This window comes from Amycolatopsis iheyensis (assembly GCF_024703995.1).
Taxonomy (GTDB): domain Bacteria; phylum Actinomycetota; class Actinomycetes; order Mycobacteriales; family Pseudonocardiaceae; genus Amycolatopsis; species Amycolatopsis iheyensis.
This window is the reverse complement of sequence record NZ_JAMXQV010000025.1, coordinates 147,057-162,940: the sequence shown is the minus strand read 5'-3', so window position 1 is coordinate 162,940 and position 15,884 is coordinate 147,057. Positions and strand designations below refer to the sequence as shown.

Genomic DNA, 15,884 nt, shown 5'->3' with positions numbered 1-15,884 from the left:
CCCGCTGGCGAGCCCTCCGCCACGTCAGCCTCTGCCCCCACCGCATCGGCGCGATCGTGCAAGCGGCCCTGGTCCTCACCCAGTTTGAGCACCAGGGCCGCTACTGAGAAAACCTCATTGGGGCGCTTGGGCCGGGTGGTTCAGTCCAGGACCGGGCCGCCCAGCGGGTCGAGGTGGTACGGCCGCATCGCGCGTTCCGCGCCGCGGTAGACGTGGACCGAGATCGCCGGGTCCGGGCCGTCGTTGCGGACCTCGTGGACGTAGCCCGGGCCGAAGACGCGGGACTGCCCGGCGGAGAGGGCGTGCAGCTCGGTGACCGCGCGGCCGTCCGGCGCGCGGCGGGCCACCGCCTCCGACAGGTGGCCGCTGACCACGGTGAACGCGCCGCTGGCGAACGCGTGGTCGTGCAGGTCGGTGCGCTGGCCGGGCAGCCAGCCCATCAGCCAGACCTCCTGGTGCTCGTCCTTCTCGACGAGCGTCGCGAACCGCTCGTCGGGGTCGTAGCGCAGGAGGTGCTTCCAGCGGTCGCGGTCGGCGGCGACCTCCAGCGCGACGCGCACGGGGTGGCGCAGCGCGGGGTTCTCGGGACGCAGCAGGGTGTTGTCCGGAACGGCGAACATGGGGGTCCTCACGGAAGAAAGGGTGTCGAGCTGGGCCGGGGCGGGGTTCACCGACAACAGCGACACGCGCACATGACGGCGCGAAGGCCGTGGCGGCCCCGCAGCTCAGTCATCTCGCACGCGAACATGGCGCTCAGCGTTCCCCACCGCCACGACCCGGTCAAGACGTCCCACCTGCCGGGAGGATCAGGACCACTCGTGTTTCTGCGAGCGGCCGAGCAGCTCGGCGCCGGCCTGCCGCGGGTCGACGCCCTCGTGGCAGACGCGGTGCATCGCGTCGGTGATCGGCATGTCGACACCGAGGCTCAGGGCGAGCGCGCGGATCGACGAGCACGACATGACGCCCTCGGCGACCTGCCCGCCGGTCGCGGCCTGCGCTTGTTCGAGCGTCTCGCCGCGGCCGAGGCGCTCGCCGAAGGTCCGGTTGCGCGAAAGCGGCGACGAGCAGGTGGCGACCAGGTCGCCGATGCCGGCCAGCCCGGCGAACGTGAGCGGGTCCGCGCCCAGCTTCGCGCCGAGGCGGGCCATCTCGGCCAGGCCGCGGGTGATGAGCATCGCCATCGTGTTGGTGCCGAAACCGAGTCCCGCGGCCATCCCGGTGCTGAGCGCGATCACGTTCTTGCACACGCCGCCAAGCTCGCAGCCGACGACGTCGGTGTTGGTGTAGGGGCGGAAGTAGGAGTTGGCGCAGGCGCGCTGGATCGCGACGGCGCGTTCGTGGTCGGCGCAGGCGAGCACCGAAGCGGACGGCTGCCCGGCGGCGATCTCCTTGGCCAGGTTGGGCCCGGTGACCACGACGACCTGGTCGGCGGCGATCCCGACGATCTCGCCGATGACCTCGCTCATCCGCTTGAGCGTGCCGAGCTCGACGCCCTTGGCGAGGCTGACGAGGATGGCGTCTTCGGGCAGGAGTCCACGCCACGCGGTCAGGTTGGCCCGCAGGCTCTGGCTGGGCACGGCGAGGACGACGGCCTGGGCCCCGTCGAGGGCCTTCGCCGGGTCGGTGGTGGCGGTGATGTTCTCCGGCAGGCCGACACCGGGCAGGTAGGAGCTGTTGACGTGCCGCTCGCGGACGTCTTCGGCGACCTGCTCGCGGCGCGCCCAGAGGGTGACTTCGCGGCCCGCGTCGCCGAGCACCTTCGCGAAGGCGGTGCCCCAGGAGCCGGCGCCGAGGACGGTGACGCGCTGGACGTCGGCGCGCATCAGGTGGGTTCCCCCGGCTTCGCCGTCGGGGGTTCTTCGTGCCGGATCTCGCCGAGCAGGCGGGTCACCTCGTCCATCATGACCTTGGTGACCTCGCGCAGCTTGGACGCGCTGCGGGTGTTGCCGCCGCGGAAGGCGGACAGGTCGAGCGGGTCGCCGACGCTGTGGGTGATGGTCTTGCGCGGGAACGGCGTGAACTTCTTGGTGTAGCCGTTGAAGAGCTGGCTGGTGCCCCAGCGGGCGATGGGGATGACGGGGACGTCGTTCTGGATCGCCAGGCGCGCGGCGCCGGTGAAGGACTCCTTCGGCCAGCCGGCGGGGTCCTTGGTGATGGTGCCCTCGGGGTAGATCACGACGATCTTGCCCTCTTGCAGCGCTTGGTGAGCGGCCTTGAGACTGTCGCCGGCGGCGGCCGAGCCCCGCGAGACGGGAATCTGCCCGGAGCCGACGAAGACCTTCCCGAAGACGGGCACGCGGGTCAGGCTCTCCTTGCCGAGAAAGCGGGGAACCCGCTTCGCCCGGTGCACGAACACGGCGTCGACGACGGGGTCGAGGTGCGAGATGTGGTTGAGCACGAGCAGCGCGGGCCCTTGCCGCGGCACTTTCTCGTCGCCGACGTAGACCCGCCGGGCGATACCGGTGAGCGGGTAGAACACAGCGGCGGCCAACCCCACCCAGAAGCCGCCCTTCTCACGCCGGGCCACGATCTCCTCCTCCACGTCTCACGTCCGCCCCAGATCCTGCCGCGCCGGGGTCGGAGCAGTCCAGGGAGGGTGGGTTCGGGTGGTCGTTCGGGGTTCGGGGAGGAGGGCCGGCCGGGTCCGGGGGCGGGTTTTCGGCCGGCCACCAGCGGCTGTTACCCCTGCCGGGCCGGCTCGACCGACGGCTGCCGCCCGCCGGCCAACCCCAGCCCGCCCATCTCGCACACCTCGCCGACCAGCCAAAACCCCATCGCGGCCGGCCACCACCCCCCACCACACAGCGCCCACCCTCCCTGGGGGCCACCCCGAGTCAAACCTACCGCCGCCCACCGACCGAACCACCCAAAGAAGGCCCACCCACCCCCACGTTGTCCACAACCCCCGTCGCCTGTGGACAACTCACGCGACCCCACCACACCCCGCCGCCTTTTGCGGTAAAGATGGATACGTGGACGTGGACCTGGTCGTGCCGATGAAACACCCCCGCGACGGCAAATCGCGGCTGCGGGGGGCCGTCGACGGCGCGCGCCATCCGGCGCTCGTCCTCGCGCTCGCCGCCGACACGCTCGCCGCCGTCACCTCGGCCGGGCACGTCCGGCGGGTGCTGCTCGTCGCCGCCGATCCCGACAGCGTCCGCGAGCTGGCCGAGCTCGGGGTGGAGATCGTCGCCGAGCCCGTGAACCGAAAGAACGCGAAACCCGGCGAGCAGAGCCTCAACGCCGCGTTCCGCCACGGCGAGGCCCTCCTCCGCGCCGACGATCCCCACGCGGTCATCGGCGCCCTCCAGGCCGACCTCCCCGCTCTGCGCGCCGGCGACCTGGCGGCCGCGCTCGCCGAAGCGGCCGGGCGCCGGGCCTTCGTCGCCGATCGGCAGGGCACCGGCACCACCCTGCTGCTCGCCGCGCCCGGGCAGCCCCTCGACCCGCGCTTCGGCCTGGGCTCGGCGCGCGCCCACGCGGCTTCCGGCGCCGTGGCGCTCGGGCAGGAGCTGCCGAGCCTGCGCAGTGACGTCGACACCCCCGAAGACCTCGAGCACGTCCGCGCGCTGGGTGTCGGGAAACACACCGCCGCCCAGCTGGGCGAAACCCCCGCCGCGCCAGGCTGAGCTGTTCATCTGACCTTCACCGTGGCCTGCGCAATTCCGCCCTGCGTGGTGAACAATGGGCTCCGTGAGCACAGCAGACGGCGGCACGCCCGCACCGCGGAGGCGCAGGAACCCGGCGAACGGATCCCCGGAGACGGCGAAGAAGACGATCACCCCCGCGAGCGCGGCCAAGCCCAAGCCGGCCGCGAACCCGGCCAAGCGGGCCGAGCCCAAACCGGCCGCCACGGTCAAGAAGACGCCGTCGAAGTCCACCGCGCGTGACACCGCCGCCCGTGCCACCGCCGGCAAGGCCCGGCCCCGCAAGACCACCGCCGCCGCGGCCACGCCGGCCGCGACGAGGCGCCGCAGCGCCGCGCAGGGCAATCCGCGTGGCGCCGAGGAGTTCCGCGCCGTCCCGTCGGCGCCGCCCGCGGTCACCACCGCGCCGACCGCCGCCGAGACCCTGCCGGACGACCGCTACTTCAACCGCGAGCTCTCCTGGCAGGACTTCAACGCCCGCGTGCTCGCGCTGGCCGAGGACGAGTCGCAGCCGCTGCTCGAGCGCACGAAGTTCCTCGCCATCTTCGCGTCCAACCTGGACGAGTTCTACATGGTCCGCGTCGCCGGCCTGAAGCGCCGCGACGAGACCGGCCTGCTGGTGCGCAGTGCGGACGGGCTCACTCCGCGCGAGCAGCTGGACTACATCTCCAAGCGCAACCAGGATCTCGTCGAGCGCCAGACCGGCGCGTTCGAGAAGCACCTGCGCCCGCAGCTGGCCGAGCACGACATCCGGATCGTCGGCTGGGCCGACCTCACCGGTGCCGACCAGCTCCGCCTCTCCAGCTACTTCTCCGAGCAGATCTTCCCGGTGCTGACGCCGCTCGCGGTCGACCCGGCGCACCCGTTCCCCTACATTTCGGGCCTTTCGCTCAACCTCGCGGTCACGGTGCGCGACCCGGAGGGCGGCACCGAGCGCTTCGCCCGGGTCAAGGTGCCGAGCAACGTGCCGCGCATGATGCGCGTCGAAACCGAGCGCACCAGCCGCACGGCGACCTTCCTGCCCCTCGAAGAGCTCATCGCCGCCCACCTGGGTGAACTGTTCACCGGCATGGACGTCACCGAGCACCACGTCTTCCGCGTCACCCGCAACGCCGACTTCGAGGTCGACGAAGACCGCGACGAAGACCTCCTGCAGGCCCTCGAGCGCGAGCTGGCGCAGCGCCGGTTCGGCCCGCCGGTGCGCCTCGAGGTCGCGCAGGACATGAGCGAGCACATGCTCGAGCTGCTGCTGCGCGAGCTGGACGTCGATCCGGCCGACGTCGTCGAGGTGCCCGGGCTGCTCGACCTGACCTGCCTGCACCAGCTGTCCGCTGTGGACCGCAAGGAGCTCAAGGACCGGCCGTTCGTCCCGGCGACGCACCCCGCGTTCGGCGAGCGCGAGACGCCGAAGAGCGTCTTCGCGACGCTGCGCGAGGGCGACGTCCTGGTGCACCACCCGTACGACTCGTTCTCCACGAGCGTGCAGCGGTTCATCGAGCAGGCGGCGGCCGACTCGAAGGTCCTCGCGATCAAGCAGACGCTGTACCGGACCTCGGGCGACTCCCCGATCGTCGACGCGCTGATCGACGCCGCCGAGGCGGGCAAGCAGGTCGTCGCGCTGGTCGAGATCAAGGCGCGGTTCGACGAGCAGGCGAACATCACCTGGGCGCGGACGCTGGAGCGCGCGGGCGTGCACGTCGTGTACGGGCTGGTCGGGCTGAAGACGCACTGCAAGGTGTCGATGGTGGTGCGCCAGGAGGGCTCGACGATCCGCCGCTACTGCCACATCGGCACCGGCAACTACAACCCGAAGACGGCGCGGCTCTACGAAGACCTCGGCCTGCTCACGGCCGACCCGAGCATCGGCGCCGACGTCACCGACCTGTTCAACGTGCTGACCGGCTACTCGCGCCAGGACACCTACCGGACGATCCTGACGTCGCCGCACGGCATCCGCCGCGGCATCGTGCGGGCGATCGGCGAGGAGATCGAGCTGGCGCGCGCCGGGCAGCAGGCCGGGATCCGGATCAAGTGCAACTCGCTGGTCGACGAGCAGGTGATCGACGCGCTCTACCACGCGTCGCAGGCCGGCGTGCCGGTCGAGGTCGTCGTCCGCGGGATCTGCGGGCTGAAGCCGGGTGTCGAAGGGCTGTCGGAGAACATCCACGTGCGGTCGATCCTGGGCCGGTTCCTGGAGCACTCGCGGGTCTTCCACTTCCGCGCGGGCGGGACGCACTGGATCGGCAGCGCGGACATGATGCACCGCAACCTGGACCGGCGGATCGAGGCGCTGGTGCGGGTCAAGGACCCGAAGCTGACCCGGCAGCTCGACGACATCTTCGACTCGGCGCTGGACCCGGCGACGCGGTGCTGGGTGCTGACCGCGAGCGGCGAGTGGTCGCCGTTCCCGGCGGACGGTTCGCGGGTGCGCGACCACCAGCTGGAGCTGGCGAAGCTGCACGGGGCCGCCGGATGACCCAAGAGGTACGGGCGGCCGGCGCGGTGCTCTGGCGCGTCGCCGCGGGGGTGACGGAAGTCGCCCTGGTGCACCGCCCGCGGTACGACGACTGGTCCCTGCCGAAGGGCAAGCTCGACCCGGGCGAGACGATCGCCGAGGCCGCGGTGCGCGAAGTCCGGGAGGAAACGGGGTTCGAAGCGGTACTGGGCCGATACTTGACCCGGACGTCGTACCCGGTCTCGGCGCGCAACGGGTCCGGGACGGTCCCGAAGACGGTCGACTACTTCAGCGCGGAAGCCGTGTCCGGCGAGTTCGCGGCGAATGACGAGGTCGACGAGCTGCGCTGGCTCGACCCGTCGGCGGCGGAGAAGCTGCTGACGCGGCCGGCGGACGTCCACGTGCTGCGGGCGTTCTGCCAGCTGCCGGTCGGCTTGAGCACGCTGGTGCTGGTGCGCCACGCGAAGGCGGGCAAGCGCGACGAGTGGACCGGCGACGACGACCTGCGGCCGTTGTCGGAAGCGGGCCTCCGCCAGGCGAATGCGCTGCGGCGGGTGCTGGCGTTGTTCCGGCCGGACCGGGTGCTGTCGGCGCCGCGGCTGCGGTGCGTGCAGACGGTCCACGGCGTCGCCGAGGACCTGGGCGCCGAAGTACGGCACGAGCCGCTGCTGTCGGAAGAGGGCTACTGGCCCGACCCGGTGCTGGGTGTGGCCCGTCTGCTGGCGGTGGCCGGCGACTGCGGGACCCCGGTGGTCTGCAGCCAGGGCGGCGTGATCCCGGACCTGGTCAGCGCCCTGGCCGACCGCGACGGCGTCGAGCTTCCGGCGGCGCGCGGCGGGGTCGTGCCGAGCAAGAAGGGGTCGTTCTGGGTGCTGTCGTTCCGCGCCCGGACCGCCGACGACGGCCCGGTGCTGCTGGCGGCGGACTACTACCCGAGCGCGCTGCCGACGCCGTCGCCCAGCCACCCCTGAGCCGCGCTCACCGGCACGAGACAGCGCCGTGACAGTCGATCTTGGTGTACTGGTTCCGGGTTCCCGCTGGGCTGCGCCGGGCTAGGGGTACGGCGCATCCCGGGCCGGGGGCCGGTCTGTCGGCACCGTCGCCAGCAGGGCCCGGATCTCCGGAACGCGGGGATCGCCGAGGCGCTGGCTGACCGTCAGCGCCTCGGCCCAATGGCCGCCCGCTTCGCGCGTCCGGCCGGTGCGGTGCCTCAACCGGCCCAGGGTGATCAGGACGTCGATCGTCCCGTAGTCCGCGTTCAGCTCCCTCAGCTCGGCGAGTGCTTCCAGGCCGGCCTTCTCCGCGTCGTCGTGGCGGCCGGCGCCTTCCAGCGCTTCGGCGACGTTCCCCAGCGCCAGTGCCGCGTGGTAGCGGTCGCCGAGCTCGGCGAACGCCTCGTGCGCCGACTTCGCGGCTTCCGCCGCGTGGTCGTAGTCGTGGAGGCCGATGCGGCTGGCGCTGACGTTCAGCAGCGCGTGCGGCACGAACGTGCGCTGGCCGTGGTCGCGGGCGAGGCGGACGGCCTGCAGTGCGTGGCGTTCGGCTTCGGCGTATTCGGCGCGGACGTAGTAGGCGCCGGAGAGGTTGGACAGGATCGCCACGGTCAGGGCGCCGCTTTCGCCGGTCTCGGCCGCCGCGCGGGCTTCCTCCAGCGCTTCCAGCGCCTTGTCCGGCTGGAGGGTGCGCAGGTAGGCCGAGCCGAGGTTGTTGGCGCTGTACTGCAGGCCCGTGTTGTCGCCCGCGGCGCGCGTCGCCGCGACGGCCGTGCGGGCCGTGGTGATCCAGTCGTCGCGGTCGTGGCGTTCGGCGAAGAAGCCGCGCAGGAGCCAGGCGAGTTTCCAGGCGTGGGTGGTGAAGCCGTTCTCGGCCGCGACGCCGACGAGCGCGGTGAGCGCCGCGCGTTCGGTGGTGTACCAGGCGATCGTCTGCTCGTGCTGGGTGAAGCGGACGGCGGGCAGCGGCGCGGGGTCGAGCGTGATGTCCTCGGTGACCAGGTCGGGGCGGACCAGTTTGGTCGCTTCGGCGACGCTCGCGAGGTACCAGTCCAGCAGCCGGCGCAGCGCCGCCGACCGCTCGGGCGCCGTCGTCTCCGTTTCGACGAGCTCGCCCGCGTAGACGCGCAGCAGGTCGTGGAACTGGTAGCGGTCGGTGCTCGGCTGGTTGAGCAGGTGCGCGGCGGCGAGCTGGTCGGCGAGCTCGCGGGCCTCGCGCAGGTGCGCGCCGGCGAGCGCGGCGGCCGAGGACAGGCTGAAGCCGTGGCCGGGGTGCAGGCCGAGCAGCCGGAAGAACCGGGCGGCGGCCGGGCTCACCGCCTTGTAGGACCAGGAGAACGCGGCACGCAGGTCGGTGCCCGCGTCCTGCGGGTCGCGGAGGGTGTCGAGCCGCAGCCGCTGGTCGCGCAGCTCTTCGACGATCCCGGCCAGGGAGACGCCGGGAAAGCGCGACGCGCGTTCGCCCGCGAGCGCCAGCGCCAGCGGGAGCCGGCCGCAGAGCTGGACGAGCTCGGCGACGGCGTCCGGTTCGGCGGCCAGCCGCCCCGGTCCGACGCTGCCGGCGAGCAAGGCGGCGGCGTCGCGGTCGTCGAAGGAGCGCAGGGCGATCCGGCGGGCGCCGTCGCGCGCGACGAGGCCGCGCAGCTGGTTGCGGCTGGTCACGACGACGAGGTTGCCCGGCCCGGGCAGCAGCGGGCGGACCTGGTCGGCGTCGCCGGCGTTGTCGAGCAGCATGAGCGTGCGGCTGCCGGCCAGCCGGCTGCGCAGCAGCGCCGAGCGTTCCTCCACTGTGGAAGGCAGCGTCTCGGGCGGGACGCCGAGCGCGCGCAGGAACCCGGCCAGGGCGGCTTCGGGCGTGACGGGTGTGGCCGCCGAGTGGCCGCGCAGGTCGAGGAACAGCTGGCCGCCGGGGAACCGGTCGCGGACGCGGTGGGACCAGTGCACGGCCAGCGACGTCTTCCCGACCCCGGCGGTGCCTTCGATGACGACGACGCCGGACGCACCGCCGGGCGGCAGTCGGTCCAGCTCCGCGAGTTCCGGGCCGCGGCCGGTGAAGCCGGCGACGTCGAAGGGCAGCTGCCGCGGCACGGTCGCGGTGACGTCCGGTCCGGTGTCGGCGGCGAGCAGGTCGGCGTGCAGGCGGCGGAGGTCCTCGCCCGGTTCGACGCCGAGCTCGTCGGCCAGCAGCGCGCGAAGCCCGGCATAACGGGCGAGCGCTTCGGCCCTGCGCCCGGACCGGGCGAGGACGCGCACCAGCCGTTCCCACAACGATTCCCGCAGCGGGTGCTGGGCGACGAGGTCGGTCAGTTCGGCGATGAGCCGGGCGTCGGGGACGAGCCCGGCGTCGAGGTCGATGCGTTGTTCGACGGCGAAGAGGTACCGCTCGGTCAGCAACGGCCCCCATTCGGCGGCGAGCACGGGCGCACCGACGCCCTCGAGCGGCGTGCCACCCCAGGCGGCGAGCGCGGCGGTGAGCAGACCACGGCGACGAGCGGGTTCGGTCGCGGCGGCGGCCTGGTCGAGGGTGCGGAGGAAACGCAGCGCGTCCACCCGGGACGGGTCGGTGACCAGCCGGTACCCGTCCGGTTCGGTGACGACGGTTTCTTCGCCGCACAGCCGGCGCAGGCGCATGACGTAGGTCTGGAGGCTGCCGCGGATGTGCGCGGGCGGCGCTTCGCCCCAGACACCACGGGCGAGGGCGTCGATCGACACGAGGCGGCCCGCGGACAGCGCGAGTGTCGCGAGCAGGGCACGTTGACGGGAGCTGGTCAGCACGACCGGCGAACCGTCGACGAGCACCTGGAACGAGCCGAGCAGCCGGATGTCGATGGTGGTCGCCCCCAGGTTCGCCGCGCCGCGGGGCCCGCCGGACGCGGCCCCGAGAAACGCAGCGTGGCATCACTCGGCCGGGCGCTCAAGCCACTTTGCGAAATTGGGCGGAACCGGTCCCGGCGCGGCAGAGTGCTCCGAGCGGGTGGTGCCGAGTCCCGTTCGGACGGCAGATCTCGTCACTCACTGACGGCACCCGACTTCGGTCCGATCGGCCCGTGTATTCGAAGCGCCGGCTCGCCGGTTTGGCGGGTCGGTCGGCGTACTTGGAAGGTCGGCTCGCGTGCCTGGAGAGTCGACTCGCGTGCCTGGGCAGTCGACTCGCGTGCCTGGGCAGTCGACTCGCGTGCCTGGGCAGTCGACTCGCGTGCCTGGGCAGTCGACTCGCGTGCCTGGGCAGTCGACTCGCGTGCCTGGAGAGTCGGTTGGCGTGCCTGGAAGGTCGGTTCGTGAGCCGACCCTCCCGGTACGCGAGCCGACTCTCTGCGTGCGCGAGCCGACCCTCCGGGTACGCCACCCGGCGGACCGCTTCCCCCTTGGCGTCCGGAAACGCGGCAGGGCCCCGCGCAGCTGCTGCGCGGGGCCCTGCCGGAAAGCCAAACGCCCAGCGGAGGTAACCCCCTGGGGGATCCCCGGATTTCACGTTACCGCAGGGGTACGACAGTTTCGGGTGGTCAGCTCTTCTTCGCCGTCGAGGTGCGCCGGGCCGGGGCCTTCGCTGCCGTCGTCTTGCGAGCCGTCGTGCTCTTCGCCGCTGTGGTCCTCGACGCCGTGCTCTTGGCTGCCGTGGTCTTCGCTGCTGTGGTCTTCGCTGCCGTGGTCCTCGACGCCGTGGTCTTGGCGGCCGCGGGCTTGCGGGCCGTCGTCGGCTTCGCCGCGGTAGCCGACTTCGCCGCCGTCGGCTTCGCCGCTGCCGTCTTGGGGGCCGCCGCCCTCGTGCGCGTTGTCGCCTTCGGAGCCGCGGCCGCGCGCGTTGCCGTTGCCCGGGCCGTGGCCGGCTTTGCCGCCGCCGCCCGGGTACTCGTCGCCCGCGTTGTCCCCGCCCGCTTCGCCGGGGCCGCCTTGGCCAGCTTCTTGGCACCCGAAACGACGTCCTTGAAGGTGGTTCCGGCGCGGAACGCCGGCACGTTCGTCTTCTTGACCCGCACCGTCTCGCCGGTGCGCGGGTTCCGAGCCGTCCGCGCCGCGCGGGCGCGCTTCTCGAACACCCCGAAGCCGGTGATGGTGACCTTTTCGCCCTTGTTGACCGTCCGGATGATGATGTCGACCAGACCGTCGACCGCCTCGGAAGCGGCCTTCTTGTCGCCCAAGCGCTCCGTGAGCGCCTCGATCAGCTGGGCCTTGTTGGCCATACCAGTCCTCCAAGAAGGAAGTACTCGTCCACGGCCGCGTCGGCCGACCAGCACCACGGTATTACCAACGCAGCGCAAATTCCATCGGCACGCGCGATCCCGGCGCGGGTTCCACCGGGCGGACGACGGCCACCCACCGCACGAAAAGGGCGGGACTCCTTGACACGCAAGGAATCCCGCCCCGAATGACCTCAGCCCGCGGCGACCGGTGTGGTCGTCGGCTTCCACGACGGACGGGCGGCCTCGAACGTGTCGATCCCACCGGCGTGGCGCAACGTCAGCGCGATGTCGTCGAGACCTTCGAGCAGCCGCCAGCGGACGTAGTCGTCGATCTGGAAGGGCGCGGTGAAGTCCTTGGCCCGCACGGTCTTGGTCTCGAGGTCGACCGTGACCTCGGTGCCGGGCTCGTTCTCCAGCAGCTTCCAGAGCAGCTCGACGTCGTGCTGCTCGCACTGGGCGGCGACCAGGCCGCCCTTGCCGGAGTTGCCGCGGAAGATGTCGGCGAACCGGGCGGAGATGACGACCTTGAAGCCGTAGTCCATCAGCGCCCAGACGGCGTGCTCGCGCGACGACCCGGTGCCGAAGTCCGGCCCCGCGACCAGCACGCTGCCCCGGGAGAACGGCTCCTGGTTGAGGATGAACTCCTCGTCGCCGCGCCAGGCGGCGAACAGGCCGTCCTCGAAGCCCGTCCGGGTCACCCGCTTGAGGTAGACCGCCGGGATGATCTGGTCAGTGTCCACGTTGGACCGGCGGAGCGGGACGCCGATGCCGGTGTGCTGGGTGAACGGTTCCATGGTGGGAGCTCCTCTCGGGTCAGCGGGTCGCGGTGAGCAGGTCTTCCGGGGACGACAGCGTGCCCCGGACGGCCGTGGCGGCGGCCACGAGCGGCGAGACCAGGTGCGTCCGGCCCCCCTTGCCCTGCCGGCCCTCGAAGTTGCGGTTCGACGTCGACGCGCTGCGCTCGCCCGGCTTCAGCTGGTCCGGGTTCATGCCCAGGCACATCGAGCAACCGGCCTGCCGCCATTCGGCGCCCGCCGCGGTGAAGACCGCGTCGAGCCCCTCCTCCTCGGCGGCCTTGCGGACGCGCATGGAGCCGGGAACCACCAGCATCCGGACCGAGTCCGCCACTTTCCGACCGCGCAGCACCTCGGCCGCGGCCCGCAGGTCCTCGATCCGGCCGTTGGTGCAGGAGCCGAGGAAGACGGTGTCGACGGCGATCTCGCGCAGCGGCGTGCCGGGCTTCAAGTCCATGTAGGACAGGGCTTTTTCAGCGGCGATGCGGTCGTTCTCGTCCGGGATGCGCTCCGGGTCGGGCACCTCGGCGCCCAGCGGGAGGCCCTGGCCGGGGTTGGTGCCCCAGGTGACGAACGGCGTCAGCTCGGCCGCGTCCAGGTGCACCTCGGCGTCGAACTCAGCGCCCTCGTCGGTGCGCAGTTCCTTCCACGCGGCGACCGCGGCGTCCCAGTCCGCGCCCTGCGGCGCGTGCGGACGGCCCTTCAGGTACTCGAACGTCGTCTCGTCCGGCGCGATCATCCCGGCGCGGGCGCCGGCCTCGATCGACATGTTGCAGACCGTCATCCGGGCTTCCATCGACAGCGCTTCGATCGCCGTGCCGCGGTACTCCAGGATGTAGCCCTGCCCACCGCCGGTGCCGATCTTGGCGATCACCGCGAGGATGATGTCCTTCGCCGTGACGCCGGGACGCAGCTCCCCGTCGACCGTGATCGCCATCGTCTTGAACGCGCGCAGCGGCAGCGTCTGGGTGGCCATGACGTGCTCGACCTCGGACGTGCCGATGCCGAAGGCGATGGCGCCGAACGCGCCGTGTGTGGAGGTGTGGCTGTCGCCGCAGACCACGGTCATGCCGGGCTGGGTCAGACCGAGCTGCGGGCCGATGACGTGCACGATGCCCTGCTCGGCGTCACCCATCGGGTGCAGCCGGACACCGAACTCCTTGCAGTTGCGGCGAAGGGTGTCGACCTGGGTGCGCGAGACCGGATCGGCGATCGGGAGCTCGATGTCGACGGTCGGGACGTTGTGGTCCTCGGTCGCGATGGTCAGGTCGGGGCGGCGCAGCGGCCGCCCGGCCAGGCGGAGACCGTCGAAGGCCTGCGGGCTGGTCACTTCGTGCAGCAGGTGGAGGTCGATGTAGAGCAGGTCCGGTTCGGCGCCTTCGCCTCGGCGCACGAGGTGGTCGTCCCACACCTTCTCCGCCAGTGTGCGGGCCTTGCCGGTCGGGCTGGTCATCTCCGGCTCCTTCCACGGTTCGTTGTGGTGGTGGAACTCGGGCGCACACCTGCGGAACTGGTGCGAGCCAAGAGGGAGGGGCGCAGCTCGAGTCCGTGTTTCCCAGATACTGGACTTCCCAAAGTGCGGGACGCTAGTATCGGGTCGTGGGACAGCATAGCGGTATCGGAGTACTGGACAAAGCAGTGGCCGTCCTGCAGGCGGTCGCGGACGACCCCTGCGGCCTCGCGGAACTGTGCACGCGAACGGGTCTCCCGCGGGCGACGGCGCACCGGCTCGCGGTGGGCCTCGAAGTGCACCGGCTGCTGCGCCGCGGTCCCGACGGGCGCTGGCGTCCCGGCACCGCGCTGGCCGAGCTGGCGGGCGGCTCGACGGACCCGCTGCTCGACGCGGCCGGCGTCGTGCTGCCGAAACTGCGCGACGTCACCGGCGAAAGCGTCCAGCTCTACCGGCGCGACGGCGTGCAGCGCGTGTGCGTGGCGACGGCGGAGCCGCCGTCGGGCCTGCGCGACACGGTGCCGGTGGGCTCACGGCTGCCGATGACCGCCGGTTCGGGTGCGAAGGTGCTCGCGGCCTGGGCGGATCCCCACACGCAGCGCACGATCCTGGCCGACGCGGTCTTCGGCGAACGCACGCTGCTCGAGGTGCGCCGGCGCGGGTGGGCCCAGAGCGTGGCGGAGCGCGAACCGGGCGTCGCGAGCATTTCGGCGCCGGTCCGCGACTCGGCGGGCACGGTCGTGGCAGCGGTGTCGGTGTCCGGCCCGATCGAGCGGATCGGCCGGAAGCCGGGTGCCCGCTGGGCGGCGGACCTGCTCGCCGCGGCGGACGCGCTGCAGGAACGCCTGTAACTCAAGCCTCAGGAGTCACACGAGACTCAGGCCTGCCCGGTCTCGAAGCGCGCCACCTTGCCGTCGCGAACGGTGAACGCCCAGCGCGTGCGCATGGCGCCCCACGTCGAGTTGGCGTAGTTCGCGACGAACTTCCGCCCCTCGTCCTCCGCGGACTCGACGTCGAGGTGGCCCTGGCTCGAGAAGATCTCCTTCTCGGTCCACTCCGCGAGGTCGCGGTCGCGGCCGTCGTCGGACATCGTCGCGTCCGGGGTGAGCGCGGCCTGGAACGCTGTGCGGTCGCCCGCGTTCAGTGCGTCGATGAACGCGCGCACCGCCGGGTCGCCGATCGAATCCGTCATGGGGTCATCGTGCACCGTTCGGGGGAACCTCGCGAAACCCGCGTATTCGGTGACGGCGGTCACGTCTCTTTCAGGTCAGCTCCACAGAGGGGGACGACCATGCTGAACCAGAGGGCGTTGGCGATGTTGCGGGCGGTCGGCGCGGGCCGGGCCGAGCTCACCTGCAGCTGCGAACCCGACCTGCGGGTCGACGGGCTGCCGTGCTGTGATCAGGCGACCGCGCACGAGCTCGCGCGGGCCGGGCTGATCCGGCCGGCGCGGGGGCCGGTGGTGGCGCTCGGGCAGTGGACGCGGGCGGAGCTGACGGCCGACGGCCGGGAGGCCTTGGCCGGACGGCTCGCCGCCGCCTGACTCAACCCTTCGGCCACCTCGCGCGTACTACCTGACGAGGAGCACCGCGAGGGGGATCTCATGAAACTCGTTCCAGGACTGCTCGGCGCCTGCCTGGTGCTGACAGCGTGCACGGGGACGGACACCACCGCGCCGACGGTGACGGTGACCGCGCCCCCGACATCGGCGACCCAGCCGGCCCCGCCGTCCCCCGACCCGGCGACGCTGACCTGGATGGACGGCTTCTGCGCGGCGATCAACGGCTACCGCGAGCGCACCAACCGGGAAGCCAAGCCGGCCCAGCCCGACCCGACGACGGTCGCGGAGGCGCAGCGGCGGCTGAGCGCGCTGCTGGGCGGGATGGCGGCCCGCACGGGCGAGGTGGTCGACCGGCTGAGCGCCCTGCCCCCGGCCCCGGTCCCGCTGGCCGAGACGGTCCGGCAGGCGTTCGTCACGAAGTTCACGACGTCCCGCGACCGGGCCGGCGACGCGAAGACCGCCCTCGACCACGCCAAGCCGGGCGACCAGGCGTCCCAGGACCCGGCGGGCCAGGCGCTGGAGCAGGCCCAGCAGGACGTCGACGGGATGTACGACCCGGTCGCGCCCATGGCGGCTTCGCCCGAGCTGATGCTCGCCGCGGGGAGCGCGCCGGGCTGCAAGATCTAGAGCGGGTGCGCCCGATAACCATCCATCGGCTCGCCGAACTCGAGACCGTTCTCGTCCAGGGCATTGGCGACCGCCATCGCCACGCCCTCGAAGACGAACCGCGGCGTCACCGACCGGCTCGCCAGGCCGGCGTCCGCCCATTCGAGGAACTCCACCGAGTGCAGCTCGAGCCCGTGC

General features: G+C 72.3%; 15 protein-coding genes. 6 read left to right on the top strand and 9 right to left on the bottom strand.

The window, feature by feature from the left end; all coding sequences use genetic code 11:
- Positions 1 to 140 precede the first annotated feature (140 nt).
- The 3 genes from M8542_RS37340 to M8542_RS37330 all read right to left on the bottom strand — a co-directional run bounded on the left by M8542_RS37340 (position 141) and on the right by M8542_RS37330 (position 2,542).
- Complete coding sequence (locus tag M8542_RS37340) at positions 141 to 620, bottom strand: cysteine dioxygenase (RefSeq protein ID WP_257925064.1); 480 nt, start codon at positions 618 to 620, stop codon at positions 141 to 143.
- A 186-nt stretch (positions 621 to 806) separates the two neighbouring features.
- A complete protein-coding gene (locus M8542_RS37335) occupies positions 807 to 1,823 on the bottom strand; it encodes an NAD(P)H-dependent glycerol-3-phosphate dehydrogenase (RefSeq protein WP_257925061.1) in 1,017 nt (338 codons plus the stop codon).
- On the bottom strand, positions 1,823 to 2,542 hold the full coding sequence (locus M8542_RS37330; protein ID WP_257925060.1) for a lysophospholipid acyltransferase family protein: 720 nt from the start codon (positions 2,540 to 2,542) through the stop codon (positions 1,823 to 1,825). Before M8542_RS37330 ends, M8542_RS37335 begins: the two co-directional genes overlap by 1 nt.
- 430 nt (positions 2,543 to 2,972) lie before the next feature.
- On the opposite strand from M8542_RS37330, the gene cofC reads away from it, so the two are divergent.
- The 3 genes from cofC (at position 2,973) to M8542_RS37315 (ending at position 7,073) form a co-directional block, all read left to right on the top strand.
- On the top strand, positions 2,973 to 3,629 hold the full coding sequence (cofC, locus tag M8542_RS37325; protein ID WP_257925059.1) for a 2-phospho-L-lactate guanylyltransferase: 657 nt from the start codon (positions 2,973 to 2,975) through the stop codon (positions 3,627 to 3,629).
- 64 nt (positions 3,630 to 3,693) lie between these two features.
- Positions 3,694 to 6,123 (top strand): RNA degradosome polyphosphate kinase, encoded by a 2,430-nt coding sequence (locus tag M8542_RS37320; RefSeq protein ID WP_372508702.1) that lies wholly within the window; start codon positions 3,694 to 3,696, stop codon positions 6,121 to 6,123.
- Entirely contained in the window at positions 6,120 to 7,073 is a 954-nt protein-coding gene (locus M8542_RS37315) for an NUDIX hydrolase (protein WP_257925057.1), read from the top strand. Before M8542_RS37320 ends, M8542_RS37315 begins: the two co-directional genes overlap by 4 nt.
- A gap of 81 nt (positions 7,074 to 7,154) precedes the next feature.
- On the opposite strand, the gene M8542_RS37310 is transcribed toward M8542_RS37315, so the two are convergent.
- The 4 genes from M8542_RS37310 to leuC form a co-directional block, all read right to left on the bottom strand.
- On the bottom strand, positions 7,155 to 9,893 hold the full coding sequence (locus M8542_RS37310) for an AfsR/SARP family transcriptional regulator (protein ID WP_257925056.1): 2,739 nt from the start codon (positions 9,891 to 9,893) through the stop codon (positions 7,155 to 7,157).
- A gap of 704 nt (positions 9,894 to 10,597) precedes the next feature.
- Positions 10,598 to 11,275 carry an HU family DNA-binding protein gene (locus tag M8542_RS37305; RefSeq protein ID WP_257925055.1) on the bottom strand — a complete coding sequence of 226 codons (678 nt, stop codon included), beginning with the start codon at positions 11,273 to 11,275 and terminating at the stop codon, positions 10,598 to 10,600.
- Positions 11,276 to 11,466: 191 nt separating this feature from the next.
- Positions 11,467 to 12,069: a 3-isopropylmalate dehydratase small subunit gene (leuD, locus tag M8542_RS37300; protein ID WP_257925054.1), complete on the bottom strand. Its 603-nt coding sequence runs from the start codon at positions 12,067 to 12,069 to the stop codon at positions 11,467 to 11,469.
- Between the two features lie 19 nt (positions 12,070 to 12,088).
- Positions 12,089 to 13,522, bottom strand: a complete 1,434-nt coding sequence (leuC, locus tag M8542_RS37295) for a 3-isopropylmalate dehydratase large subunit (RefSeq protein WP_257925053.1) — start codon at positions 13,520 to 13,522, stop codon at positions 12,089 to 12,091.
- Positions 13,523 to 13,668: 146 nt separating this feature from the next.
- Between leuC and M8542_RS37290 the strand changes: the two genes are divergently transcribed.
- Positions 13,669 to 14,370 (top strand): IclR family transcriptional regulator, encoded by a 702-nt coding sequence (locus tag M8542_RS37290; protein WP_051183801.1) that lies wholly within the window; start codon positions 13,669 to 13,671, stop codon positions 14,368 to 14,370.
- A 26-nt stretch (positions 14,371 to 14,396) separates the two neighbouring features.
- On the opposite strand, the gene M8542_RS37285 is transcribed toward M8542_RS37290, so the two are convergent.
- Positions 14,397 to 14,711, bottom strand: coding sequence for a nuclear transport factor 2-like protein (locus M8542_RS37285; RefSeq protein WP_257925052.1), 315 nt, complete (start codon positions 14,709 to 14,711; stop codon positions 14,397 to 14,399).
- Positions 14,712 to 14,810: 99 nt separating this feature from the next.
- On the opposite strand from M8542_RS37285, the gene M8542_RS37280 reads away from it, so the two are divergent.
- Entirely contained in the window at positions 14,811 to 15,062 is a 252-nt protein-coding gene (locus M8542_RS37280; RefSeq protein ID WP_257925051.1) for a hypothetical protein, read from the top strand.
- Positions 15,063 to 15,122: 60 nt separating this feature from the next.
- Complete coding sequence (locus M8542_RS37275) at positions 15,123 to 15,707, top strand: hypothetical protein (RefSeq protein WP_257925050.1); 585 nt, start codon at positions 15,123 to 15,125, stop codon at positions 15,705 to 15,707.
- On the opposite strand, the gene M8542_RS37270 is transcribed toward M8542_RS37275, so the two are convergent.
- A complete protein-coding gene (locus M8542_RS37270) occupies positions 15,704 to 15,862 on the bottom strand; it encodes a hypothetical protein (RefSeq protein ID WP_257925049.1) in 159 nt (52 codons plus the stop codon). The two genes, M8542_RS37275 and M8542_RS37270, sit on opposite strands and share 4 nt — an antisense overlap.
- Positions 15,863 to 15,884 lie beyond the last annotated feature (22 nt).

Excerpts from the sequence above, each read along its gene's own strand:
- leuD (WP_257925054.1), bottom strand. The coding sequence starts at position 12,069 with ATGGAACCGTTCACCCAGCACACCGGCATCGGCGTCCCGCTCCGCCGG.
- M8542_RS37315 (WP_257925057.1), top strand. The coding sequence starts at position 6,120 with ATGACCCAAGAGGTACGGGCGGCCGGCGCGGTGCTCTGGCGCGTCGCC.
- M8542_RS37275 (WP_257925050.1), top strand. The coding sequence starts at position 15,123 with ATGAAACTCGTTCCAGGACTGCTCGGCGCCTGCCTGGTGCTGACAGCG.
- M8542_RS37305 (WP_257925055.1), bottom strand. The coding sequence starts at position 11,275 with ATGGCCAACAAGGCCCAGCTGATCGAGGCGCTCACGGAGCGCTTGGGC.
- leuC (WP_257925053.1), bottom strand. The coding sequence starts at position 13,522 with ATGACCAGCCCGACCGGCAAGGCCCGCACACTGGCGGAGAAGGTGTGG.
- M8542_RS37340 (WP_257925064.1), bottom strand. The coding sequence starts at position 620 with ATGTTCGCCGTTCCGGACAACACCCTGCTGCGTCCCGAGAACCCCGCG.
- M8542_RS37285 (WP_257925052.1), bottom strand. The coding sequence starts at position 14,711 with ATGACGGATTCGATCGGCGACCCGGCGGTGCGCGCGTTCATCGACGCA.
- M8542_RS37335 (WP_257925061.1), bottom strand. The coding sequence starts at position 1,823 with ATGCGCGCCGACGTCCAGCGCGTCACCGTCCTCGGCGCCGGCTCCTGG.
- M8542_RS37280 (WP_257925051.1), top strand. The coding sequence starts at position 14,811 with ATGCTGAACCAGAGGGCGTTGGCGATGTTGCGGGCGGTCGGCGCGGGC.